The sequence below is a fragment of the Oerskovia rustica genome (assembly GCF_014836555.1).
Classification (GTDB): domain Bacteria; phylum Actinomycetota; class Actinomycetes; order Actinomycetales; family Cellulomonadaceae; genus Oerskovia; species Oerskovia rustica.
The window spans coordinates 1-21,966 of record NZ_JACSQQ010000044.1 but is presented as its reverse complement, the minus strand read 5'-3'; the positions used below and the strand labels follow the sequence as shown (position 1 = coordinate 21,966).

Below are 21,966 nucleotides of genomic sequence, written 5' to 3'. Positions count from 1 at the left end.
GCTCGGGGGGGGCGGTTGGTCGTGGCTGGGCGCGCGGTCAGGGGCGGGTATCGGGGAGCTGCGCGTCGATGAGCGCGTCCTCCTCCTCCTCGGCCGTGGGACCGCGCTTGCGGCGCGGCGCGGTCTCGCCCGGTGCACGGCCCGTCGCCCGCTGCTCGCCGAGCAGGTCGCCCGCGGTCACGGTCTCGCGCTTCTCGCGGCGGATCAGGATGAGGAACCCGCCGATCGCGCCCGCGGCGAAGACGAACCACTGGAACGTGTACGACAGGTGCGAGCCGGGGTCGGTGTCCGGTACCGGGAGCGGGCGCAGCGACGCGGAGGGGGCGGGGTCCTCGGCCCGGAGCGAGCCGTACGCGCCCACGGTCGCCCCCTCGGCCCACGCGGCGCCGTCGGGGCCCTCGGCGAGGACCTGGGCCGTGTTGATGGCCTGGACCTGACCGGCCGGGGCGTCGCGACGCGACGCGGGCTCGTCGGCGCGCAGGCTGACCGTCACCTCGACCGTGCCCGCCGGGGGAGCGGGTACCGCGTCGGGGGCGCTCGCGTCGGCACCCAGGGGCACGAAGCCGCGGTCGACGACCATGACGACCTTCTCGCCGCCGTCGGTCGGGGCCGTCACGAACGGCACCAGGACGTGGAAGCCGGCCTTGCCACCCGCCGGACGGTTGCGCAGCAGGACCGTGGCGTCCTCGACGTAGGAGCCCTCGAGCGTCACGCGCTGCCACACGTCCTGCGGGTCCAGGACGGCGCCCGGGCCGTCGAGCACGTCCGTGAGCGGCACGGGCTCCGCGTCGTAGTTCGACTCGATGATCTCGATCTGCGCCGAGCGCGACTCGTACCGGTGCCACTGCCACCGGCCCGCGAGGACGCACAGCGCGGCCACGAGCAGGACCCCGAGCGCGAGCGCGACCCACTGGCGCAGCGTCCGGGGCTCGGCCTTGGCGTCGCGCGACACGTCGAGCGCGAGCCGGGCCGCGTCGGGCTGCCGGGCGCCCTGCGGAGCGGCGGCCGCGTCCGGTCCGCCGGGTCCTGCGGGGTGGTCGGGGCCGGGGGAGGGCTGGGTCACAGCTCGGGCCGACGTTCGAGGTCGGCGACGGGGACGGTCTGCTTCCAGAAGTCACGGGCACCGAGGAACGTCTCGAGGTGCTCGCGGTGGTCGTCGCACGCGAGCCAGACCTTGCGGCGCTCGGGCGTGTGCAGCTTGGGGTTGTTCCAGAGCAGCCCCCAGACGGCCTCGGCGCGGCAGCCCTTGCCGCTGCAGATCAGCTCACCCTCGTCGACGGGGTCGGCGAGGTGGAGGAGGTCAACCATCGTGCGGCTCCTGGTCGGTCGTTCGGTCGGTTCGGTCGGTCGTCGGGTCGGCTGCCTGGTCGGCGGTCCGGCCCGTGGGACGGTCGGCTGTCCGGTCGGTGTCCGCCGCGTCGGCAGCGCCCGCCGCGTCTGCCGTGTCCGCCGTGTCCGACGCGGCGGGCGCGTCGTCGCGCACCCGGCCCTCGTCGTCGAGCTCGACAACCCGCCCGAGGCCCGGGTGGTCGGGCGCGGCCTCGACCTGGAGGCGCTCCATGGGCGAGACGTCGTAGGACTTCTGGTCGCGTCCCGCGTTGACGAGCAGCACCGCGACGTACGGCAGGACGATCGCGGCGCCGATCAGGACGAACGAGAACCACCCGTGGACGATCACCGCCGCGAGGAAGCACACGAGCCGGATCCCCATCTGGATGAGGTAGCGCTTGGTGCGCCGCGCCTGGTCCTCCGCGAGCGACTCCGGTGCGTTCGAGATGCTCGGCACCTGGTTGTTGCTGCTCACCCCTCCATCCTACGTTTGTCGGAACCCGACAAAGGACCCCTGCCGCCTGTGATGGTCCCTGCGCGCACGCGGTCCGGGGCGCGGGGTACGGTCGTGGCGGCGACGTGCCGGCCGCGCGGGACCTCTCCCGCCGCAGGCGTCGCCTCCCAGCCACCCGAACGAGGAGATGTCGTGTCCGAAGCCCCCGCTTCCCCCGCCCCGCGCACCGTGGTCGTCACGGGCGCCAACCGGGGCATCGGCCGCTCGATCGCCGAGCGCTTCGTCGCCAACGGCGACCGTGTCGCGACGATCTACCGCAGCGGCGACCTCCCCGAGGGGGTCTTCGGCGTCGTGGGTGACATCACCGACACCGACGCGGTCGACGCGGCGTTCACCGCGATCGAGGCCGAGCTCGGCCCGGTCGAGGTCCTCGTCGCGAACGCGGGCGTGACGCGCGACCAGCTCCTCATGCGCATGACCGACGACGAGTTCGAGTCGGTCATCGACGTGAACCTCACGGGGACGTTCCGCTGCGTGCGCCGCGTCTCCAAGGGCATGATCCGTCTGCGCCGCGGCCGCATCGTCCTCATCTCCTCGGTCGTGGGCCTGTACGGCGGCCCGGGACAGGTCAACTACTCGGCGTCCAAGGCCGCGCTGGTCGGCATGGCCCGCTCCATCACGCGCGAGCTGGGCGGGCGCGGCATCACCGCGAACGTCGTGGCCCCCGGCTTCATCGAGACCGCCATGACGGCCGAGCTGCCCGAGGAGCGCCAGAAGCAGTACAAGGCCAACATCCCGGCGGGGCGCTTCGCCCAGGCGGACGAGGTCGCGGGCGTCGTGCAGTTCCTGGCGTCGCCCGACGCGGGGTACATCAGCGGCGCCGTGATCCCCGTCGACGGCGGCCTCGGCATGGGCCACTGAGGCCACCGGCACGCGCGGAACGGGACAGCCCGAACCACCGCGCGCGCCACCGGGGAGCACGGCGTGTTCCTCGACACACCGCACGACCCCTCCAGAACTGTCGGTGCGGGTCGTCCATGAGTACGCTCAAGCAGCGCACGACGAAAGAACGGAAGAAGAACTGATGGGTCTGCTCGAAGGCAAGAAGCTCCTGGTCACCGGCGTCCTCACCGACTCCTCGATCGCGTTCCACGCGGCCCGGCTCGCGCAGGAGGAGGGGGCCACCGTCGTGCTCTCCTCGTTCGGTCGCCAGATGAAGCTCACGCAGGCGTTCGCCAAGCGTCTGCCGGTCGAGGCACCCGTCGTGCAGCTCGACGTGACGAACGAGGAGGACCTCGCAGGTCTGGCCGACGCGGTCCGTGAGCACGTCGACACGCTCGACGGCGTCGTGCACTCGATCGGGTTCGCGCCGCAGTCCGTCATGGGCGGCAACTTCCTCTCCGCGAGCTGGGAGGACGTCGCGACCGCTCTGCAGGTCTCGACCTTCTCCTACAAGTCCCTCGCCGTGGCCGCCAAGCCGCTCATGACGAACGGTGGCGCCGTGGTCGGGCTGACGTTCGACGCGCAGTTCGCCTGGCCCGTGTACGACTGGATGGGCGTCGCGAAGGCCGGGCTCGAGTCCGCGAACCGCTACCTCGCGCGCGACCTCGGCCCCGAGGGCATCCGCACGAACCTGGTCTCGGCCGGCCCGATCCGCACGACGGCCGCGAAGTCGATCCCTGGGTTCGAGCAGATGGAGGATGGCTGGCCCACGCGAGCCCCCCTCGGCTGGGACCAGATGACCGCAGAGCCCGCCGCACGCGCGGTCGTCGCTCTCCTGTCAGACTGGTTCCCGGCGACGACGGGGGAGATCGTGCACGTCGACGGCGGCGTGCACGCCATGGGTCTGTGACGAGAGGGACGAACGTGCGAGATGGCCGATCGGCGGCGGCGTTCGACGCCACCGGGTCCGGGGCACCGGGCCGTACGCACCGGTTGGTGCTGCTCCGGCACGCCAAGGCCGAGCCCGCCGGGGGCGTCGACGACGTCCTGCGGCCGCTCGCGCTCAACGGGCGGCGTCAGGCCGGCCGGGTCGGTGCCGCGCTCGCCCACTCCGCGCTCGTCCCCGAGCTCGTCCTGTGCTCCTCGGCGCTGCGCACGCGCCAGACCTGGGAGCTGCTCGCCGCGAACCTCGGCGACGTCGCGCCCGAGGTCGTGGTGACGGACACCCTGTACGCCGCGGGGGTCAAGGACGTCGTGGACCTGCTCCACGGCGCCGACTCCCGCGTGCGGACGCTCCTCGTGATCGGTCACGAGCCGACCATGGCGGCCGCGGCGGCGCACCTGGCTTCCTCCAGCTCGGACTCGGGCGCCCTGGCGCAGGTCCGCGTCGGGGTCCCGACCGCGACCTACAGCGTGCTGGAGTCCCTCACGGCGTGGAGCGAGTGGACCGACGGCGTCGCGGACCTGACGTACGTCGGGCGCCCCTCGAGCTGAGCAGGGCTGAGCAGAGCCCCGACGGGCAGGCAGCATGACGACGGTCCCTTCCCCCGCTGACCGGGGGAAGGGACCGTCGTCGTGCGCGCCTCAGGCTTGTGCGTCGATGATCTCCAGCACCGCGTCGAGGCGTGGCCCCGGCACCGAGTAGGGCGCCTGGGCGACCACGACGGGCTTGGCGGCGAAAGCGATCCCGATCCCGGCGGCGCCGATCATGTCGAGGTCGTTGGCGCCGTCGCCGATCGCGACCGTGTCCGCCATGTCGACGCCCTCGGCGGCCGCGAGGTCGCGCAGGGTGACCTCCTTGGTGGCCCGGTCGATCACGGGGCCGGTCGTGCGCCCCGTGAGGCGGCCGTCCGACACCTCGAGGCGGTTCGCCCGGAAGTGCGTGATCCCCAGCCGCGCGGCCAGGGGGGCCACGATCTCCTCGAAGCCTCCGGACACGAGGGCCACGGTCCACCCACGGCGCTGGAGCTCGGCGACGAGCTCGGGGGCGCCGGGGGTGAGCGTGACCTTCTCGAGCACGTCCTCGAACGCGCTGACCGGGACCCCGGCCAGGGTCGCGACGCGTTCGCGCAGCGACTCGGCGAAGTCGATCTCTCCGCGCATCGCGCGCTCGGTGACGTCCGTGACGAGCTCGCGCGTCCCGGCGTGGTCGGCGAGCAGCTCGACGACCTCCTGCGTGATGAGCGTGGAGTCCACGTCCATCACGACGAGGCGGCGGGTCGAGGCGGGGCGGGCGGTCATGGTGCTATTCAACGATGGTTCCCTTGGGGACGACGGTGATGCCCGAGTCGGTGACCGTGAAGCCCCGGGCGCGGTCCTGCTCGGGGTCGAGGCCGATGCGGGCACGCTCGGTGACGATCACGTTCTTGTCGAGGATCGCGCGGTGGACCTGGGCGTGCCGCTCGACCTGGACGCCGTCCATGAGGACGGAGTCGGAGACGGACGACCAGGAGTGCAGGTAGACGCCGGGGGACAGGACGGAGCCCACGACGGTGGCGCCGGAGATGATGACGCCGGGGGAGACGAGCGAGTCCGCGGCGTGGCCCAGCCGTCCCTGGCCCGAGTGGACGAACTTGGCCGGCGGCAGGCCGACGTACCCGGTGTGCAGGGGCCACTCGTCGTTGTACAGGTTGAAGACGGGCGTGATCGAGATGAGGTCCTTGTTCGCGTCGTAGTACGCGTCGAGGGTCCCGACGTCGCGCCAGTAGTCGCGGTCCCGGTCGGTGGAGCCGGGGACGTCGTTGCGGATGAAGTCGTAGACGCCCGCGGTGCCACGTGCGACGAAGGCCGGGACGATGTCGCCGCCCATGTCGTGGCGCGAGTCCGGGTCGCTCGCGTCGGCCGTCACGGCGGCCACGAGCGCGTCGGCGTCGATGACGTAGTTGCCCATCGAGGCGAGGATCTCGCCGGGGGAGTCGGCCAGGCCGACGGGGTCGGTCGGCTTCTCGAGGAACGCGCGGATCTTGGCCGGGTCCTCGGGGTCGGTGTCGATGACCCCGAACTGGTCGGCCATGGAGATGGGCTGGCGGATACCGGCGACGGTGAGCTCGGCGCCCGAGGCGATGTGGGCGTCGACCATCTGGGAGAAGTCCATGCGGTACACGTGGTCCGCACCGACGACCACGACGATGTCGGGGCGTTCGTCCTCGATGATGTTGAGGCACTGGTAGATCGCGTCGGCGCTGCCGAGGTACCAGTGCTTGCCCACCCGCTGCTGTGCCGGCACCGGCGCGACGAAGTTCCCGAGCAACGACGACATGCGCCACGTCTTGGTGATGTGGCGGTCGAGGCTGTGGGACTTGTACTGCGTCAGCACGACGATGTGCAGGTAGTGCGAGTTCACCAGGTTCGACAGCGCGAAGTCGACCAGGCGGTAGATACCGCCGAACGGTACGGCCGGCTTGGCGCGGTGGGCGGTGAGCGGCATGAGCCGGTTGCCCTCGCCACCGGCGAGGACGATTGCAAGGACACGTGGGGCGGCCATGGGCAAAACCTTAAGGCCCAGAGCGTGGTTCGCATCGCCCGAACCGCAGGGTGGGCGCGGTTCGTCCCACGACGTGGTGACGGCCGCCCGGGCGGGGCGGTGCGCACGAGTCCCGCGGACCGCGCTAGCGTGTGGCGCGTGAGAGTCGACCTGCTGACCCGTGAGTACCCGCCCTACGTCTACGGAGGCGCGGGCGTCCACGTCGCCGAGCTGTCCCGTGTGCTGCGCGAGCGCATCGACGTGCGCGTGCGCGCGTTCGACGGGCCGCGCGCCGAGGAGGGCGTGACGGGCTACTCGGTCCCCGGTTCGCTCACGTCGGCGAACGCGGTCCTGGGCACCTTCGGCGTGGACCTCGCGATGGCCGACGACGTCGCGGGCGCGGACCTCGTGCACTCGCACACCTGGTACGCGAACCTCGCCGGCCACCTGGCCTCGCTCCTGCACGGGATCCCGCACGTGCTCAGCGCGCACTCGCTCGAGCCGTTGCGGCCGTGGAAGGCCGAGCAGCTCGGCGGCGGCTACGCGCTGTCCGGCTGGGCCGAGAAGACCGCCTACGAGGCGGCTGCGGGCATCATCGCGGTCTCGGCGGGCATGCGTGCGGACATCCTGCGCTGCTACCCGGACGTCGACCCGGCCAAGGTCCACGTGGTCCACAACGGGATCGACCTGGACGGCTGGCGCCGTCCGGAGTCCGAGGCGCAGGTCGCCGCGGCGGACCGCGTGGTCCGCGACCTCGGGATCGACCCCGAGCGTCCGGCCGTGGTCTTCGTGGGGCGCATCACGCGTCAGAAGGGCCTGCCGTACCTGCTGCGGGCGGCCGCGGAGCTGCCCCCCGAGGTCCAGCTGATCCTCTGTGCGGGCGCCCCCGACACCCCCGAGATCGCGACCGAGGTGAGCGGCGCCGTCGCGCGCCTCGCGGAGCAGCGCACGGGCGTGGTCTGGATCGAGCAGATGCTCCCGCGCGAGGAGCTCGTCGCGGTCCTCGCGGCCTCGACGGTCTTCGTGTGCCCGTCGGTCTACGAGCCGCTCGGCATCGTCAACCTCGAGGCCATGGCCGTGGGGCTGCCGGTCGTGGGGTCCGCGACGGGCGGCATCCCCGAGGTGATCGACGACGGCGTCACGGGCCACCTGGTCCCGATCGAGCAGGTCGACGACGGGACGGGCACGCCCGTGGACCCGGACCGCTTCGTGGCCGACCTCGCCGCGGCGCTCGTCACGGTCGTCTCCGACCCCGAGCGGGCCCGCGAGATGGGCCGTGCGGCGCGCACCCGGGTCGAGGACCACTTCGCGTGGGACGCGATCGCGGACCGCACGCTCGAGGTCTACCGCAGCGTGCTCGGGTCCGGCCCGGTCGCGTAGCGAGCCGTCGCGGCGGACATCGCCCGCCGTGCGGCCCGATCGACCTCACGCAGGGCGGTCGAGCGCTGGTCGGCCTGCCACAGGTTGACCGCGCCGCCGTCGTCGGCCGTGGCGAGGTCGACGATGGCCCGCAGGCGCGCGGCCTGCGCGAGCACGCGCACGCGGCGCGCCTCGGCCTCTCCGCGCACCGCGGGCAGGGGCCAGTCGGGGGGAGTCGTGGACCGCAGCGACGCGATCGTCTCGGCGGCGTCCTCGCGCCAGCGCGCCACGTCCAGCGAGGCGAGGGCCTCGGTCGCGGTCAGGAGCGCCACGCGCAGGTCGCGCTCGGCGTCGGCCAGCGGCCCGACGGCGGCGAGCACCTGGGTGCGCCACGTCGGCACGGGCGTCACGTGCCAGGCGACGAGGTGACCCGTCTCGTAGACGCTCCCGAACTCCGTGATCTCGGGCACGAGCGCCCACGAGCCCTCGGGGGACTGCACGAGCAGGCACTCCTGCGCGTCGGTCGCGTCCGGGCTCACGGCGGCGGGTACCCCCAGGACGTCGCCGGGAGCCGGGAGGACCGCGCAGACCTCGACCGGACCGCGGGTCCAGCGCGTGAGGAGCTCGAGGAGCGTCGAGGCGTCGTCGGACCCCTCGACGGTGTGAGGTTCGTCGTCCTGCCGGACGGCCGCGACGGCACGCCGGAGCAGCGCGTCGTCGGGCACCTGGGCCGCGCCGGGCTGCGGTGCCAGGGCCTGCACCCACAGGGCGAGGACGACGGCGCGGGGGAGCGGGAGGGTCGAGTGGGATTCCACGTCAGCCAACCTATAGGGTCGTGTCCCATGAGCTCGGTTCTGGACCTGCAGGCAGTCACGGTGCGCCGTGGCACGAAGACCATCCTCGACTCCGTGGACTGGCAGGTGAACGAGGGCGAGCGGTGGGTGATCCTGGGCCGCAACGGCGCCGGGAAGACGACCCTGCTGCAGATCGCGGCGGCACGCATGCACCCCACCTCGGGGACCGCGGACCTCCTGGGCGAGCGCATCGGGCGCACCGACGTGTTCGGGCTGCGCCCCCGCATCGGGCTCGCGAGCGCGGCGCTCGCGGAGCAGATCCCCGCGGCGGAGACCGTGCGCAACGTGGTGCTGACCGCGGCGTACGGCGTCACGGGGCGCTGGACCGAGACGTACGAGGACTTCGACGCCGAGCGTGCTGACGACCTCCTCGCGGCCTTCGACGTGCTGCCGCTCGCCGAGCGTCTGTTCGGGACCCTGAGCGAGGGCGAGCGCAAGCGCGTCCAGATCGCCCGCGCCCTCATGACCGACCCCGAGCTGCTGCTCCTCGACGAGCCCGCGGCAGGTCTCGACCTGGGCGGCCGCGAGGAGCTCGTCGGCGCGCTCTCCGAGCTCGCGGCGGACCCGGCCTCGCCCGTGCTGGTCCTGGTCACGCACCACGTCGAGGAGATCCCGCCGGGCTTCACCCACGTCCTGCTCCTCAAGGACGGCGCGGTGCACCGCGCCGGTCCGTTGACCGAGGTCCTCACGGCCCAGAACCTCAGCGAGGCGTTCGGGCTGCCTCTGCTCGTGGCTCACGGCGGCGGCCGCTGGATGGCGCGCGCGGCTCGCTGACGGGCCCCGCAGAGGGCACGGACGGTGGCGTACGCGACACGCCCGATAGGTGCACGGATCTCGTTCTTCCGGTAAAATCTGGGCAAAGAACGCAGGTGGTGTCGACACGTCGACGACGTGCAGCGAACGAGCCTCACGACGGAAGGAACCGTCATGGACTGGTTGTGGTGGGTAGGAGCAGGTCTGCTCTTCATCCTCATCGAGATCATCTCCCTCGACCTCGTGCTGATCATGTTCGCGGGCGGGGCGTTCGCCGCGGCCGGCGTGAACGCGGCCGGTGGCCCGCTGTGGCTCCAGATCATCACGTTCGCCGTGGTGTCGGCCGCGCTGCTGCTCGCGCTGCGTCCCTGGCTGCTGCGCCACCTGCGCCATCGCGTACCCCTCGCCGAGACCGGCGCCGCCGCCCAGATCGGCCGGACCGCCGTCGTCGTGGACCGTGTGACCGAGCTCAGCGGACGGATCAAGCTCCAGGGCGAGATCTGGAGCGCGCGGACGGTGGACGGGTCGCCCGAGCTGCCGATCGGCGCCGAGGTCCGGGTCGTGCGCATCGACGGCGCGACCGCGGTCGTCCAGTCGCTCGCCCCGGACAGCCACACGGTCTGAGCGTGGCCTCGGTGTCCGTCTCGGACGCCTCGGGGAGGCCGTGGAACCGCGCGGCGTCCCGTCCGTCGCCCGTGATCGTCTCGCCGGCGGCTCGCGCCGTCGCTCCACGGCCTCGTCGCACCGGACAGTTCCCCCGTCTTCCCCGCACCGCACCGCACGACCAGTACCGCGTGACCCGTCAGCCCACCGAGAACCATCCTCAGGAGAAGATCGATGAGTGACCCAGACCCCGGAATGATCGCCGTGTACGTCGTCCTCGGACTGATCCTGCTGTTCGTGATCATCGCGCTCGTGAAGGCCGTGCGGATCGTCCCGCAGGCGACCGCGCTGATCATCGAGCGGCTGGGCCGGTACTCGAGCACGCTCGAGCCGGGACTGCACCTGCTCATCCCGTTCGTCGACCGCGTGCGCGCCGGGGTCGACCTGCGCGAGCAGGTCGTGTCGTTCCCGCCGCAGCCCGTGATCACGTCCGACAACCTCGTGGTCAGCATCGACACCGTCATCTACTTCCAGGTCACCGAGCCCAAGTCCGCGGTCTACGAGATCGCGAACTACATCCAGGGCATCGAGCAGCTCACCGTCACCACGCTCCGTAACGTCGTGGGGTCCATGGACCTCGAGCAGACCCTGACGAGCCGTGACCAGATCAACGGCCAGCTCCGTGGTGTGCTCGACGAGGCGACGGGTCGCTGGGGCGTGCGCGTCAACCGCGTCGAGCTCAAGTCGATCGACCCGCCCGCGAGCGTGCAGGGCTCGATGGAGCAGCAGATGCGAGCCGAGCGTGACCGTCGTGCGACGATCCTCACGGCCGAGGGCATCAAGCAGTCCCAGGTGCTGACGGCCGAGGGTGAGAAGCAGGCTGCGATCCTGCGGGCGGAGGGCAACGCCCAGGCGGCGATCCTCAACGCCGAGGGTGAGGCCCGCGCCATCCTGCAGGTCTTCGACGCCATCCACGAGGGTGACGCCGACCCCAAGCTGCTCGCCTACCAGTACCTCCAGATGCTGCCGAAGATCGCCGACGGCACCGCGAGCAAGCTGTGGGTCGTCCCCACGGAGTTCACGGCCGCGCTGGGCTCGATCGCCCAGGGCTTCGGCGGAGTGCCGACCCCGTCCGGTGACGGTCTGGAGGCCTCCGAGGCCGCGCGCCGCGAGCGTGACCGCGACCGTGTGAAGTTCGGGACCCCGGCGCTGGTCGACCCCGCCGAGGCCCTCGCCGAGGCGCGTCGCCAGGCCGAGGCCGCCACGGCCGACGCCACGAGCGCCGGCACGCACTCGGGCCTGCCGTTCGACCAGCAGGCCGAGCGCGGGCAACGTCCCGGTGGCCCCGGTCAGCGCTTCGCGCCGGCCCCCGAGCCGGGAACGGCCGCGCCGCGCCCCCTCGGTGCGCCCCCGGCGGACGCACCCGAGGACGGCGGCGTGGAGGGCGGCACGGAGGAGCGCCCGTAGCGTCGGCTGGTACGCGTCCCACACGGCGCGGCAGGAACAGGGGTACCCGGAGGGGCGTCGCGCGAGCGGCGCCCCTCCGGCGTTCGGCGGTGCCCTGTGGGCTCCGGGCGCCACGCCCATCCGTTGCGCCGGGCAACCTTGACGAGTGAGTGCTCACTCACTTAGAGTCGGTGGCGTGACCACACCCTCGGGCCGAGCCCGACCCATGAGTCGCGACGACCGTCGCGCGGCGATCGCCACCGCGACCGTCCCGCTTCTCGCGCGCTACGGCGCCGCGGTGACGACCCGCCAGATCGCCGAGGCCGCGAACGTCGCAGAGGGCACCCTGTTCCGGGCCTTCGAGGACAAGGACGAGCTCCTCCACGCGGCCCTGGTCGCGGCCCTCGACCCCGCCCCGCTGGTCCGGGCGATCCACGACCTCCCGGAACGCGACTCGCTCGAGACGACCCTCGTCGCCCTGGCGGACCTCATCCAGGAGAGCCAGCGTGCGACGGCCAAGATCGTCCAGGTCGCCCACCAGTTCATGGGGGACCGGCACGGCAAGCCCGGCCAGCACGGCCAGCACACCCGACCCGGCGCCCCGGACGACGCCCCGCACCGCCGCCACGGCGAGCACGGCGAGCAGGGCGCGGACTCCCACCGGGACGCCCGGATGTCCGCCGTCCAGGACATCGTCGGCGCGATCGAGGCGCGCGTCGCACCCTTCGCCGCCGAGCTGCGCACCGAGCCGCGCGTCGCGGCGAGCGTGTTCTTCTTCCTCGTCCACGGTCACGCGAGCCCCATGATGTCCCAGGGCGGGCCGCTCGACCCGACCCAGATCGTCGACGTCTTCCTGCACGGTGTCCTCGACGACCCGTGCCGGGCGAACGGCCCGCCCGTAGGCCCCGTCCCGACGGCGTCGCTCGCCTGACACCGCCGCCTCGCCCTCGCGGTCGTCGCCCCGGCGACGCATGCTGGACCGGTCGGCGAGGTCACCGAAACAGCTCGACGTGCGCTCCGCCGTCGGGCATCGTCGAGATCCCCGTCCTCCTCTCGCCCCCATCCCCGACAGGACCCCCCACATGCTCCTTCGTCTACTGAGGACGTACCTGCGTCCCTATCGGACGCCCATCGTGATCCTGCTCGTGCTCCAGCTCGTGCAGACCATCGCGACCCTCTACCTGCCCAGCCTGAACGCCGACATCATCGACAAGGGCGTCACGCAGGGTGACACCGCCTACATCGTGCGTACGGGCGGCGTCATGCTCGTCATCAGCCTCGGGCAGGTGATCTGCGCGATCGTCGCGGTGTACTTCGGCGCCAAGGTCGCCATGTCGTTCGGGCGCGACGTGCGCAACGGCCTCTTCACACGCGTCCAGTCCTTCTCCGCGCAGGAGATGGGCGTGCTCGGCGCCCCGTCGCTCATCACGCGCACCACGAACGACGTCCAGCAGGTCCAGATGGTCGTGCTCATGGCCTTCACCATCATGGTCATGGCGCCCATCATGCTCGTGGGCGGCGTCATCATGGCGCTCCAGGAGGACGTCGAGCTCTCGGCGCTGCTGCTGGTCGTCGTGCCCGTCCTGGGGATCGTGGTCGGGCTGATCGTGTCCCGCATGGTGCCGTACTTCCGCAAGATGCAGAAGCGCATCGACGCGATCAACGGCGTGCTGCGCGAACAGATCTCCGGCATCCGCGTCATCCGGGCGTTCGTGCGCGAGCGTCGCGAGGAGGAGCGGTTCGCCGTCGCGAACGACCGGCTCTACGACACGTCGCTGCGCGTGGGCAAGCTCATGGCGCTCATGTTCCCGACCGTCATGCTCGTCATGAACGCGACCAGCGTCGCCGTCCTGTGGTTCGGCGCGTACCGCGTCGAGAACGGGATGCAGATCGGCGCCCTGACCGCGTTCCTCAGCTACATCATGTACATCCTCATGGCAGTGATGATGTCGACCATGATCTTCATGATGGTCCCGCGCGCCGCGGTCTCGGCCGAGCGCATCGGCGAGGTCCTCGACACCGAGACGACCGTCGTCGAGCCCCAGGCGCCCGTGCGCCTGGCGGCCCGTGCCGACCGCACCGGCGTCATCACGTTCTCCGGCGTCGACTTCCGGTACCCCGGCGCCGAGGACCCCGTGCTCCACGACCTCACGTTCACGGCCCGACCGGGCGGGACGACCGCGATCATCGGGTCCACGGGCTCGGGCAAGACGACGCTGCTCCAGCTCGTCCCGCGGCTCTTCGACGCGACGGCCGGGTCCGTGCGGATCGACGGTACCGACGTCCGCGACGTCTCGCTCCAGGACCTGTGGTCGATGATCGGCTACGTGCCCCAGAAGGCGTACCTGTTCTCCGGGACCGTCGCGGAGAACGTCCGCTACGGCAAGGAGGACGCGACCGACGAGGAGGTGTGGGAGGCGCTCGAGGTCGCGCAGGCGCGCGAGTTCGTCGAGCAGCTCGACGGGCAGCTCGACGCCCCCGTCGCGCAGGGCGGCACCAACTTCTCCGGCGGCCAGCGCCAGCGGCTCGCGATCGCCCGCGCGATCGTCCGCAAGCCCAGCGTCTACCTGTTCGACGACTCGTTCTCGGCCCTCGACTACGCGACCGACGCGGCCCTGCGGCTCGCGCTCGCCCCGCGGACCCGTGAGGCCACGGTCCTGCTCGTCGCCCAGCGCGTCGCGACCATCCGGCACGCCGAGCAGATCGTCGTGCTCGACCACGGCCGCATCGTCGGCACCGGCACCCACGACGAGCTCCTGGAGACGTGCGAGACGTACCAGGAGATCGTGTACTCGCAGCTCTCGGCGCAGGAGGCAGCATGAGCACCCAGACCCCTCGCCCGAGCGACAACCCGGGCGACAAGAACGCCGAGCCGCACGTGACGCCGTCGGGCGGCGTGCAGGACGAACCCGCGGGCGACGCGCCCGACCTGTCCACGACGCGCCTCAAGGGGCGACCCCAGGGCGGCGGCCACGGCCCCATGGGCGGCATGGGCATGCCCACCGAGAAGGCGATGAACTTCACCGGCTCGCTCAAGCGCTTCGCGGGCTACCTGCGGGTCGAGCGGCTCGCGGTCGTGGCCATCACGGTCCTGTCGGTCCTGTCCGTGACGCTCGCCGTGCTGGGCCCCAAGCTGCTCGGCAACGGCACCAACGTCATCTTCGCGGGCGTGATCGGCTCGCAGATGCCCGCGGACATCACCAAGGCGCAGGCCGTGGACGACCTGCGCGCCACGGGGCAGGGCACGCAGGCCGACATGCTCGCGGCCATGGACGTCGTGCCCGGGCAGGGCATCGACTTCACCGCGCTGCGCGTCATCCTGCTGTGGGTCCTCGCGATCTACGTCGGCTCGTTCTTCTTCGGCTGGATCCAGGGCCGTGTGACGACGTCGGTCGTGCAGCGCACCGTGCGTCGCCTGCGCGCCGAGGTCGAGGCCAAGCTGGGCCGGCTGCCGCTGTCGTACTTCGACCGGCAGAAGAAGGGCGAGGTCCTCAGCCGCGTCACCAACGACATCGACAACGTCGCCCAGACGCTCCAGCAGACGCTCTCGCAGCTCGTGACCTCCGTCCTGACCGTGGTCGGCGTGCTCGCCATGATGTTCTGGATCTCGCCCCTGCTCGCGGTCATCGCGCTCGTGACGGTGCCCCTGTCGGTGCTCGTCACGGCGCTGATCGCCAAGCGTTCGCAGCCCCAGTTCATCAAGCAGTGGGCAGCGACCGGGCGCCTCAACGCGCACGTCGAGGAGATGTACACGGGCCACGCGCTCGTCAAGGTCTACGGCCACCAGCAGACGGCCGTCGACACGTTCACCGACGAGAACGCCGAGCTGTACGAGGCGAGCTTCAAGGCGCAGTTCATCTCGGGGATCATCCAGCCCGCGATGGGCTTCGTCGCAAACCTCAACTACGTCATCGTCGCGGTCGTCGGCGGCTTGCGCGTCGCGTCGGGCACGCTCTCGCTCGGTGACGTCCAGGCGTTCATCCAGTACTCGCGCCAGTTCACGCAGCCGATCACCCAGATCGCGTCGATGATGAACCTCCTGCAGTCGGGCGTCGCCTCCGCGGAGCGCGTGTTCGAGCTGCTCGACGCCGACGAGGAGTCCCCGGACCCGTCGCCCGCGGTCGTGGTCACGGACGTGCAGGGCCGGGTCGCGTTCGAGGACGTGTCGTTCCGCTACGTGCCCGACCGCCCGCTCATCGACGACCTCTCGATCGTCGCCGAGCCCGGCCAGACGGTCGCGATCGTCGGGCCCACCGGGGCCGGCAAGACGACTCTCGTGAACCTCATCATGCGGTTCTACGAGGTCGACGGCGGGCGCATCACGCTCGACGGCGTCGACACCCGCACCATGAGCCGCGACGGGCTGCGGTCCAACATCGGCATGGTGCTCCAGGACACCTGGCTCTTCAAGGGCACCATCGAGGAGAACCTGCGCTACGGCGTGCCAGACGGCGTCGAGGTCACCGAGGAGCAGTTCCTCGAGGCGACGCGGGCGACCCACGTGGACCCGTTCGTACGCACGCTGCCCGACGGGTACGCGACCGTGATCGACGACGAGGGCTCGGGTGTGAGCGCGGGGGAGAAGCAGCTCCTGACCATCGCGCGCGCATTCCTCGCCGACCCGGCGATCCTCATCCTCGACGAGGCGACGAGCTCGGTCGACACGCGCACCGAGGTGCTCGTGCAGCAGGCCATGAACGCGCTGCGCGCCGGGCGGACGTCGTTCGTCATCGCGCACCGGCTGTCGACCATCCGCGACGCCGACGTGATCCTCGTCATGGAGGACGGCGCGATCGTGGAGATGGGCAACCACGAGGTGCTCATCGAGCGGGGCGGCGCATACGCGCGGCTCTACGAGAGCCAGTTCGCGGCGGCCGCGGTCGAGGAGGTCGCCGAGGGCGAGATGACCCGCTGACGCGGGCGTCCCGTGAACGACGAGAGCCGGTGCCGCCTTCTGGGCGGTACCGGCTCTCGGGGTTTCGCCCGGGATGAGGGCGAGGTCGCTGCTGAGGGTCAGGAAGCGGTGTACCCGGCGTTGTCGCAGATCGTCTGGAGCTCGGCCACGGCCTCGGTCACCCCGGTGGTGTCGATCTCGGTCCCGGTCTCGTCGGCGATGTCGTCAGCCATCTGGAACGGGGTCTTGATCTTGCTGATGACGAGGTTGGTGTCCTCGGGCCCAGCGAGGCGCAGGATGGCCTCGAGCTGGATGTTGGTGCTGCGCATCGCGTTCGACTGGTCGTCCGTGAGGGCCGCCATGTCGAACTCGAGCTCGTCCGTGACGCGCTGCGCGACGGACTGCTCACCGCCGTCGAAGTACTTCGCGCACACCTGGAGGTTCGTCGCGCCCGCAGGGGTCTCGTCGGTGGAGGAGCCGCTGTCGGTCGTGGTGTCGGTACCGCACGCGCTCAGGAGCGCGATCGCGCCCACGGCAGCGAGTGCCATCATCTGCTTCTTCATGCATCCATGAAATCACGCGGGAACCGGGCCGAAAGTATGTATTAGTCGTACCAGGGTGCAAGAGTGAGCGACGTCTCACCTGAGAGTTCCGTGGGAGCGTGTCGTCGTGACGGCGATCACGTGCCGCCGTCAGGACGCACCTCACAGCGACCCCTCAGCCCGCACCTGCGCCCGGCACACGTGCGTTCCGTAGACCTGGGCGCATGACACACGACCAGCACCCCGGCACCCCGCTCGACGCTCCGCCCGACCGGCGCCGACGACGACGGCGTGCGTTCCTCGCGGGCGGCCTCGCCCTGACGCTGACCCTCGGCGGAGCGACCGCGTGGGCCCTCGACCGGTACGTGGTCGAGCACGTCGAGATCGCCGACGTCGCGGCCTACGAGGCGGACCAGGCGAGCGATGTCGGGACGGAGGGGGCGTCGTCGGGCGGCTCGTCCCGGACCTCGTCGGAGACGGCGGTCTCCGCCGACGCCTCGACCTCGTCCGACGGGACGAGCGTGAGCGTGCGGCAGGTCGTCGAAGGGGCGGGCGACGACACCGTGACGTACTACGTCGCGGACGTCGTCCTGGGTGACGCGACCGACCTGCGCTCGGCGTTCGCCCAGAACGCGTTCGGGGAGAACATCACCGAGAAGACCTCCGACATCGCGGCCGACAACGACGCCCTCCTCGCGATCAACGGCGACTACTACGGCTTCCGCTCGACGGGCATCGTGATCCGCAACGGCGTCGTCTACCGCGACGAGGGCGCGCGCGAGGGCCTCGCGTTCTACCGGGACGGGACCGTCGAGGTCTACGACGAGACCACCACGACCGCGCAGGAGCTTGTCGACGCGGGCGTGTGGAACACGCTGTCGTTCGGGCCCGCGCTGCTCGACGGCGGCGAGGTGGTCGACGGCATCGACGACGTCGAGGTCGACACCAACGTGGGCAACCACTCGATCCAGGGCGAGCAGCCCCGGACGGCGGTCGGCCTGGTCGACGAGAACCACCTGGTCTTCGTCGTCGTCGACGGACGCAGCGCGGGGTACAGCCGCGGCGTGACCATGATCGGGCTCGCCGAGATCATGCAGGACCTCGGGGCGACGACCGCGTACAACCTCGACGGCGGCGGGTCGTCGACCATGTACTACGACGGCGAGCTCGTCAACGACCCGCTCGGCCGCGGCGCCGAGCGCGGCACCTCCGACATCCTGTACGTCGGGGAGTGAGGCGCCGTGATCGTGCTGATCCCGGCCTACGAGCCGGACGTGGCGCTCGTCCGCCTGGTCGCGGCGCTGCGCGCGACGCGTGAGGTACGGGGGATCGTCGTGGTCGACGACGGCAGCGGACCGGGCTCCCGCCCCGTGCTCGACGACGTCGCTCACCTCGGGGCCGTCGTCGTCGGGTTCCCTGCCAACCGTGGCAAGGGCGCGGCGCTGCGGTACGGGCTCGCCGAGGTCGCGCGACGCTGGCCCGGCGAGGACGTGGTGTGTGCCGACGCCGACGGGCAGCACGCCGTCGCCGACGTCCTCCGGGTCGGGGAGCGGGTCCGTGACGAAGGTACGGCCGTGGTGCTCGGTTCACGGACCTTCGCGGGAGACGTGCCGTTGCGCAGCCGGGTCGGCAACACCGTGACCCGGTGGCTGTGCCGGGCCGCGACCGGTCTGCGGGTCCAGGACACGCAGACCGGTCTGCGTGGGTACCCCGCCTCGATGATCGGCTGGCTGCTCGACGTGCGCGGGGACCGTTACGAGTACGAGCTCAACGTGCTGCTGGCCGCGGCCCGCGAGGGGCTGGCAGTGGTCGAGGTCGGGATCGAGACGATCTACCTCGACGACAACGCGTCCTCGCACTTCCGGCCGCTCGCCGACTCGGCCCGCATCTACGCGCCGCTGCTCGCGTTCTCGCTGTCGTCGCTGCTTGCCTTCGGGATCGACACCGCGGCGCTGCTCGTGCTCGACGCGGTGACGGGGTCGCTGCTGCTCTCCGTGGTCGGGGCGCGCGGGGTCAGCGGGGCCGTGAACTTCGTGGTGAACCGGCGGGTGCTCGCGGGTGCGGCTGGGGGCGGTGCGGGTGCGGGTGCTGGTGCTGTGGGCGGCCGTGCGGGCGTGGGCGAGGGTGCCTGTGCGCACGAGCTTGAGGGAGGGCGCTGGACCGGGAGAGGGCACGGGCCCGGATCCGGGCGGAGGGCCGCGCTGCGGTACGCGGCGCTCGCGGTCGCGCTCCTGGCCGCCGGGTACGGCGTGCTCTGGGGGCTGACGGGGCTGGGGCTCGCGCTGCTGCCCGCCAAGGTCGTGACCGAGGTGCTGCTCTTCGCGACGAGCTACGAGGTGCAGCGGCGCGTGGTGTTCGGGCGCGTGGCGCCGTCGGCCCCGCGAGATGCTGCTGGTTGTCGCCTCGGTGCGTCATCTGGCGACAACGAGCAGCATCTGGGTAATGGTGCGAGCGAGGTGGATCGGCCGGGCCTCCCGGCGGACGTCCGGCGGGCCGGCGAGGTGCGCTGAGGGTCGCCCGACCGCCGAGCACGAGGTTCCGCGCGTTCGACCACGAGGTTGAGGTCGCGAATGCCTTCAGAACGACCACAACCTCGTGCTCGGCACCGGGGGGCGATGCCAGGCCGCCTCCGTGGGTGCGGGAGAATCTGAGCGTGCAGATCATCCACGTGACCGACCCCGCCGACCCGCGCCTCGCCGACTACACGAACCTCACGGACGTCGAGCTCCGCTCGAAGAACGAGCCGGAGAAGGGCATGTACATCGCGGAGAGCACCACGGTGATCCACCGGGCGCTCGCGGCAGGGCACCGGCCACGCTCCTTCCTCATGGCGGAGAAGTGGCTCCCCGGGCTCGAGGAGGCGATCTCCGCCGTCGGGCTGGACGACGGGCCCGGCGGGACGGGCGAACCCGTGCCCGTGTACGTCGCCGAACCCGCCGTCCTGGAGTCGATCACCGGGTTCAACCTGCACCGCGGCGCGCTGTCCGCGATGCACCGGCCGGTCCTGCCGAGCGTGCACGAGCTGCTGACCACGGCCCGCGACGGGCAGGGTGCGCGGCGCGTGGCGGTGCTGGAGGACATCGTCGACCACACGAACGTCGGCGCGATCTTCCGCGGGGCGGCCGGGCTCGGCGTGGACGCGGTGCTCGTGTCACCGCGGTGCTCGGACCCGCTGTACCGGCGCAGCGTCCGGGTCTCGATGGGGACGGTGTTCCAGGTGCCGTGGACGCGGCTCGAGTCGTGGCCGGGCGGCGTCGAGGAGCTGCGCGAGCACGGGTTCACCGTCGCGGCGCTCGCGCTGTCGGACGACTCGCTCACCCTCGACGAGTACGTCGCGCGCGGGGACGAGAAGTCGGCGTTCGTGTTCGGGACCGAGGGGCACGGGCTGCACCGCTCGACGCTCGCGGCCGTCGACCACGTCGTGAAGATCCCGATGGCCGGAGGAGTGGACTCGCTCAACGTCGCGGCGAGCGCCGCCGTGGTGTTCTGGGCGACGCGGGCGTAGCCGTCCCCAGCGCGGGAGCGGTCGACCGGCTGAACGACCAGCTGCCTCTCGACCCTCGAACGACCGACTTTGTGACGGAAAGCACAAAGTCGCCGCTGCGGCGCTCCGCACCAGACCAGTGCCCCGTTCTTCGGACGAAACGACCCGCGCGGACCGTGGCCCGCGCACGGGCCGCAGCCCGCCGTCGGGCACTGCGGGCCTCACGGGCCACGGCCCGCCAGAGTTGATCCGCAACAACACCTCCGGCCTGCAAAGCACCAGGTCAACGGCCCTTACCGGCCCGTGTCCCGGTTCGGGACCAAGGACGCTGCGACGGGACCTAGGTCCCGGTACGCACGAGTGAGCTCGTCCATATGTTGTGGGTGCCCCCAGCCCCACTTCTCGGACGGAGACACCCGGTGGTCACAGCCGACGTAGCCCCCAGACCAGCACACCAGGTGAGCACCGACGCGCGCCGCGACCTCCTCGACTGGGACCCCAACGACCCCCAGCGCTGGGACTCGAAGGTCGCGTGGAGCACCCTCTGGGTCACGACGTTCAACCTCATGCTCGCGTTCATCATCTGGTACCTGCCCGGGGCCCTCATCCCCACGCTCGGCACGGTCACCGGGTGGGACCTGAGCGAGAGCCAGTCGTACTGGCTGCTCGCGATGCCCGGCCTGACGGGCGGGCTCCTGCGCATCGTCTGGATGATGCTGCCGCCCATGCTCGGGACCCGGAAGATGCTCACGCTGTCCGCGCTCCTCATGATCATCCCGTTCGTCGGCTGGACCTGGGTCGTGATGCTCCCGACGCAGCCCTCGTACGCGCTGCTCGTCGCGCTCGCGCTCGCCGCGGGCCTCGGCGGCGGCGTCTTCTCGGGCTACATGCCCTCGACGTCGTACTTCTTCCCCAAGAGCAAGCAGGGCACGGCCCTGGGCCTGCAGGCCGGCATCGGGAACTTCGGCGTCTCGGTCGTCCAGTTCGTCGTGCCGTGGGCCATCGGGTTCGGGATGTTCGGCCTCGCGGGCCAGCTCGCGCACCCGCAGAACGCCGAGCCCCGACAGGTCTGGCTGCAGAACCCGGGCCTCATCTTCATCCCGTTCGCCGTGGTCGGCGTCGTGCTCGCCTGGACCCTGCTCAAGTCGGTGCCGGTCAAGGCCAACCTCAAGCAGCAGTTCGACATCTTCCAGAACAAGCACACGTGGCTCATGACCATGGAGTACGTCCTGACGTTCGGGATCTTCTCCGGGCTCGCCGGCACGTTCGGCATGCTCCTCAAGCAGCAGTTCGGGCCCGAGTACCTGACGTGGGTCTTCCTCGGTGCGCTCGTCGGCTCGCTCGCCCGCATGTGCTGGGGGCCGCTGTGCGACCGCTTCGGCGGCGGCGTCTGGACCGTGGTGTCCGGGATCGGCGTCGCGGCCTCGGCCGGGCTCGTCCTGTTCGGCCAGGTCACGGTCGTGGACGGCGAGACGCCGAGCCTCCCGATCTTCATGACCGGGATGGTCCTGATCTTCTTCTTCTGCGGGATCGGCAACGCCGCGACCTTCAAGCAGATGCCCATGATCTTCCCGGCCCGTCAGGCGGGTGGCGTGATCGGCTGGACCGCCGCGATCGCGGCGTTCGGGCCGTTCCTGTTCTCGATGCTGTTCAACTACCTGCCGAGGACGGCCGTGTTCGGCGGGATCATCGCCTACGCGCTGCTGTGCGCGGGCATCGCCTGGCACTTCTACGCACGGCCCGGCGCCGAGGCCAAGAGCTGACCGTGCGACCGCCCGCAGTGCTCATCACCGGCCCCCGGGCCCGACGCTCAGCAGGCGTCGGGCGCGGGGCCCGCGGTGCC

The 21,966-nt window shown here is 71.5% G+C and carries 21 protein-coding genes; 14 read left to right on the top strand and 7 right to left on the bottom strand.

All coding sequences use genetic code 11. From position 1 onward, the window contains the following. Positions 1 to 37 precede the first annotated feature (37 nt). The 3 genes from H9652_RS17700 to H9652_RS17690 are packed head-to-tail and all read right to left on the bottom strand — an operon-like array spanning position 38 to position 1,804. Positions 38 to 1,063, bottom strand: coding sequence for an SURF1 family cytochrome oxidase biogenesis protein (locus tag H9652_RS17700; RefSeq protein ID WP_318244257.1), 1,026 nt, complete (start codon positions 1,061 to 1,063; stop codon positions 38 to 40). Further along, positions 1,060 to 1,308 carry a hypothetical protein gene (locus H9652_RS17695; protein WP_138824645.1) on the bottom strand — a complete coding sequence of 83 codons (249 nt, stop codon included), beginning with the start codon at positions 1,306 to 1,308 and terminating at the stop codon, positions 1,060 to 1,062. Before H9652_RS17695 ends, H9652_RS17700 begins: the two co-directional genes overlap by 4 nt. After that, complete coding sequence (locus tag H9652_RS17690; protein WP_318244256.1) at positions 1,301 to 1,804, bottom strand: DUF3099 domain-containing protein; 504 nt, start codon at positions 1,802 to 1,804, stop codon at positions 1,301 to 1,303. The genes H9652_RS17695 and H9652_RS17690 overlap by 8 nt, the downstream gene beginning before the upstream one ends. 171 nt (positions 1,805 to 1,975) lie before the next feature. Between H9652_RS17690 and fabG the strand changes: the two genes are divergently transcribed. The 3 genes from fabG to H9652_RS17675 all read left to right on the top strand — a co-directional run bounded on the left by fabG (position 1,976) and on the right by H9652_RS17675 (position 4,219). Beyond that, positions 1,976 to 2,704 carry a beta-ketoacyl-ACP reductase gene (fabG, locus tag H9652_RS17685; protein ID WP_030152232.1) on the top strand — a complete coding sequence of 243 codons (729 nt, stop codon included), beginning with the start codon at positions 1,976 to 1,978 and terminating at the stop codon, positions 2,702 to 2,704. A gap of 163 nt (positions 2,705 to 2,867) precedes the next feature. Next, the gene (fabI, locus tag H9652_RS17680; RefSeq protein WP_138824644.1) at positions 2,868 to 3,635 is read left to right on the top strand and encodes an enoyl-ACP reductase FabI; all 768 of its coding nucleotides are present in this window, start codon (positions 2,868 to 2,870) and stop codon (positions 3,633 to 3,635) included. A gap of 86 nt (positions 3,636 to 3,721) precedes the next feature. After that, entirely contained in the window at positions 3,722 to 4,219 is a 498-nt protein-coding gene (locus H9652_RS17675; RefSeq protein ID WP_318244255.1) for a SixA phosphatase family protein, read from the top strand. A 90-nt stretch (positions 4,220 to 4,309) separates the two neighbouring features. Here the strand turns inward: H9652_RS17675 and serB are convergent, their stop codons facing one another. Together serB and H9652_RS17665 are read right to left on the bottom strand one after the other, a co-directional pair. Then, positions 4,310 to 4,966 carry a phosphoserine phosphatase SerB gene (gene serB / locus H9652_RS17670; protein WP_191797835.1) on the bottom strand — a complete coding sequence of 219 codons (657 nt, stop codon included), beginning with the start codon at positions 4,964 to 4,966 and terminating at the stop codon, positions 4,310 to 4,312. 4 nt (positions 4,967 to 4,970) lie between these two features. After that, positions 4,971 to 6,209: a glucose-1-phosphate adenylyltransferase gene (locus H9652_RS17665; protein WP_138824642.1), complete on the bottom strand. Its 1,239-nt coding sequence runs from the start codon at positions 6,207 to 6,209 to the stop codon at positions 4,971 to 4,973. Positions 6,210 to 6,347: 138 nt separating this feature from the next. On the opposite strand from H9652_RS17665, the gene glgA reads away from it, so the two are divergent. Next, positions 6,348 to 7,568: a glycogen synthase gene (gene glgA / locus H9652_RS17660; RefSeq protein WP_191797833.1), complete on the top strand. Its 1,221-nt coding sequence runs from the start codon at positions 6,348 to 6,350 to the stop codon at positions 7,566 to 7,568. Here the strand turns inward: glgA and H9652_RS17655 are convergent. Next, on the bottom strand, positions 7,532 to 8,362 hold the full coding sequence (locus H9652_RS17655; protein WP_191797831.1) for a hypothetical protein: 831 nt from the start codon (positions 8,360 to 8,362) through the stop codon (positions 7,532 to 7,534). The two genes, glgA and H9652_RS17655, sit on opposite strands and share 37 nt — an antisense overlap. A gap of 27 nt (positions 8,363 to 8,389) precedes the next feature. Here H9652_RS17655 and H9652_RS17650 point away from each other — a divergent pair, with 27 nt between their 5' ends. From H9652_RS17650 to H9652_RS17625, 6 genes are all read left to right on the top strand, one after another. Further along, positions 8,390 to 9,175 carry an ABC transporter ATP-binding protein gene (locus H9652_RS17650; RefSeq protein WP_191797829.1) on the top strand — a complete coding sequence of 262 codons (786 nt, stop codon included), beginning with the start codon at positions 8,390 to 8,392 and terminating at the stop codon, positions 9,173 to 9,175. Between the two features lie 153 nt (positions 9,176 to 9,328). Further along, positions 9,329 to 9,778 carry an NfeD family protein gene (locus H9652_RS17645; RefSeq protein ID WP_191797827.1) on the top strand — a complete coding sequence of 150 codons (450 nt, stop codon included), beginning with the start codon at positions 9,329 to 9,331 and terminating at the stop codon, positions 9,776 to 9,778. A 213-nt stretch (positions 9,779 to 9,991) separates the two neighbouring features. Further along, complete coding sequence (locus H9652_RS17640) at positions 9,992 to 11,224, top strand: SPFH domain-containing protein (RefSeq protein ID WP_191797826.1); 1,233 nt, start codon at positions 9,992 to 9,994, stop codon at positions 11,222 to 11,224. A 175-nt stretch (positions 11,225 to 11,399) separates the two neighbouring features. Next, on the top strand, positions 11,400 to 12,134 hold the full coding sequence (locus H9652_RS17635) for a TetR/AcrR family transcriptional regulator (protein ID WP_318244254.1): 735 nt from the start codon (positions 11,400 to 11,402) through the stop codon (positions 12,132 to 12,134). Between the two features lie 151 nt (positions 12,135 to 12,285). Beyond that, the gene (locus H9652_RS17630; protein ID WP_191797824.1) at positions 12,286 to 14,025 is read left to right on the top strand and encodes an ABC transporter ATP-binding protein; all 1,740 of its coding nucleotides are present in this window, start codon (positions 12,286 to 12,288) and stop codon (positions 14,023 to 14,025) included. Next, on the top strand, positions 14,022 to 16,118 hold the full coding sequence (locus tag H9652_RS17625; protein WP_404822060.1) for an ABC transporter ATP-binding protein: 2,097 nt from the start codon (positions 14,022 to 14,024) through the stop codon (positions 16,116 to 16,118). The genes H9652_RS17630 and H9652_RS17625 overlap by 4 nt, the downstream gene beginning before the upstream one ends. A gap of 98 nt (positions 16,119 to 16,216) precedes the next feature. Here the strand turns inward: H9652_RS17625 and H9652_RS17620 are convergent, their stop codons facing one another. Then, positions 16,217 to 16,660, bottom strand: coding sequence for a hypothetical protein (locus tag H9652_RS17620; RefSeq protein ID WP_191797822.1), 444 nt, complete (start codon positions 16,658 to 16,660; stop codon positions 16,217 to 16,219). Between the two features lie 203 nt (positions 16,661 to 16,863). Between H9652_RS17620 and H9652_RS17615 the strand changes: the two genes are divergently transcribed. From H9652_RS17615 to H9652_RS17600, 4 genes are all read left to right on the top strand, one after another. After that, entirely contained in the window at positions 16,864 to 17,874 is a 1,011-nt protein-coding gene (locus H9652_RS17615) for a phosphodiester glycosidase family protein (protein ID WP_191797820.1), read from the top strand. A gap of 6 nt (positions 17,875 to 17,880) precedes the next feature. Then, complete coding sequence (locus H9652_RS19960) at positions 17,881 to 19,149, top strand: glycosyltransferase family 2 protein (RefSeq protein ID WP_318244253.1); 1,269 nt, start codon at positions 17,881 to 17,883, stop codon at positions 19,147 to 19,149. Positions 19,150 to 19,286: 137 nt separating this feature from the next. Continuing rightward, a complete protein-coding gene (locus tag H9652_RS17605) occupies positions 19,287 to 20,144 on the top strand; it encodes a TrmH family RNA methyltransferase (protein WP_225228423.1) in 858 nt (285 codons plus the stop codon). A 437-nt stretch (positions 20,145 to 20,581) separates the two neighbouring features. Next, positions 20,582 to 21,886, top strand: a complete 1,305-nt coding sequence (locus H9652_RS17600; RefSeq protein ID WP_318244252.1) for an MFS transporter — start codon at positions 20,582 to 20,584, stop codon at positions 21,884 to 21,886. The last annotated feature ends 80 nt before the right edge of the window (positions 21,887 to 21,966 follow it).